The 1,872-nt window shown below is 66.2% G+C and carries 1 protein-coding gene; it reads right to left on the reverse strand.

What is annotated here, in order from left to right; translation table 11 throughout:
• The coding region (locus ACRC0P_RS19265) for a beta strand repeat-containing protein (protein ID WP_438632932.1) at positions 1–1,872 on the reverse strand (1,872 nt) is incomplete at both ends.

The following is a 1,872-nucleotide window of genomic DNA, read 5'->3' on the forward strand; positions in this document are numbered from 1 at the left end:
GGCGCTGGAGGCGAACTCCAGTGTCTGCTTGATCATCGCGTCCTCCGGTGCCGACACCGAGCTGCTTACGGTCAAGGTGCCGTCGTTGTAGGCGATGTCGTAGTTGTTCGAGGTAAAGCCGGATGCGGTAAGGGTATAGGTGCCCGCATCCACCGCGCCTTGCGCCGTGCCGCCAAAGCTGAGGCCGCCGCCGAGCACACTCTCGTTTTCGTCCGCCACAAACCCGTCGTAGGTAACGCCGTTGCCGCCGGAGAAGGCAAGACCGTCATAGGTCTTGTCGGCGTCATTGGCGGTGACGGTCAGTGCGGCCTTGTCGATATCGGCGCTGGTAGTGGCGGTATCGTCGGCGAGGGTGTAGTTGCCCGCGTCGTCGCCGCCCAGGGCCAGACCGGTGATCGAGACCGTCTTGTCGCTGCCGGCGTTCTTGTCGGCGAAGGCACCGCTGGCCGTGGCGACGGTGAGGGTGTCGCCGGAGACGATATCGGTGAAGCCCGCGCCCGACGCATCGAGTGTCGCGGCGGTGGTGCCGTCGTAGGTCTTGTCCTCAGCGGTGATACCGGTGATGTTGGCGATGATCGCCTGGTCGACCGTCAGGGTTCCGCCGGTATAGCTGATGTCGTAGTTGTCCGCCGCCAGGCCGTCGGCGGTGAGGTTGTAGCTGCCGGCATTCACGGCGTTTTGCGCGTCGCCGCCAAAGCTGAGGCTGCCGCCGAGCACACTCTCGTCTTCGCCGGCCACGAACCCGGCGTAGCTCACTCCATTGCCGCCGGTGAAGGCCTGGCCGTCATAGGTTTTGTTGGCGTCGTTGGCGGTGACGGTGAGCGCGGCCTTGTCGATGGTACTGGTGGTGTTGTCGGCATAGGTGACGCTGTAGTTGTTGCCGCCGTTGCCGTCGTTCAGCGTGACATCGGCGACGGTGACCGTCTTGCCGGTGCCGGCGTTCTTGTCGGTAAAGGCGAAGCTGCCGCCGGCGAGGCTGTCGTCGCCGAACAAGTCGCCGGCCACGACGGTGGCCGTGCCGTCGGCTTCGGTGGTGCCGTCGTAGGTCTTGGTTACATCACCGGTGGAGAGGGTGAGTGAGGCCTGGTCGATATTGGCGCTGGTGGTGGCGGTATCGTCGGCGAGGGTGTAGTTGCCCGCGTCGTCGCCGCCCAGGGTCAGGCCGCTGATCGCGACCGTCTTGTCGCTGCCGGCGTTCTTGTCGGCGAAGGTGCCGGTGGCCGTGGCGACGGTGAGGGTGTCGCCGGCAACCATGCCGGTGAAGCCCGCGCCGGACGCATCGAGTGTCGCGTCGGTGGTGCCGTCGTAGGTCTTGTCCTCAGCGGCGATGCCAGTGATGGCGGCGATGCCCGCCTTATCGATATCGGCGCTGGTGGTGGCGGTATCGCTGTCGAGGGTGTAATTGCCCGCGTCGCCGCCGCCCAGGGTCAGGCCGGTGATATTCACCATTTTATCGCTGCCGGCATTCTTGTCGGCGAAGGTGCCGCTGGCTGTGGCGACGGTGAGGGTGTCGCCGGCGACCATGCCGGTGAAGCCCGCGCCGGACGCATCGAGTGTCGCGTCGGTGGTGCCGTCGTAGGTCTTGTCCTCAGCGGCGATGCCGGTGATGGCGGCGATGCTCGCCTTGTCGATATCGGCGGTAGTGGTGGCGATGTCGCTGTCGAGGGTGTAGTTGCCCGCGTCGCCGCCGCCCAGAGTCAGGCCGCTGATCGAGACCGTCTTGTCGCTGCCGGCATTCTTGTCGGCGAAGGCGCCGCTGGCCGTGGCGACGGTGAGGGTGTCGCCGGCGACCATGCCGGTGAAGCCCGCGCCAGACGCATTGAGTGTCGCGTCGGTGGTGCCGTCGTAGGTTTTGTCCTCAGCGGCGATGCC

This window comes from Microbulbifer sp. (assembly GCF_051659245.1).
Lineage (GTDB): Bacteria > Pseudomonadota > Gammaproteobacteria > Pseudomonadales > Cellvibrionaceae > Microbulbifer.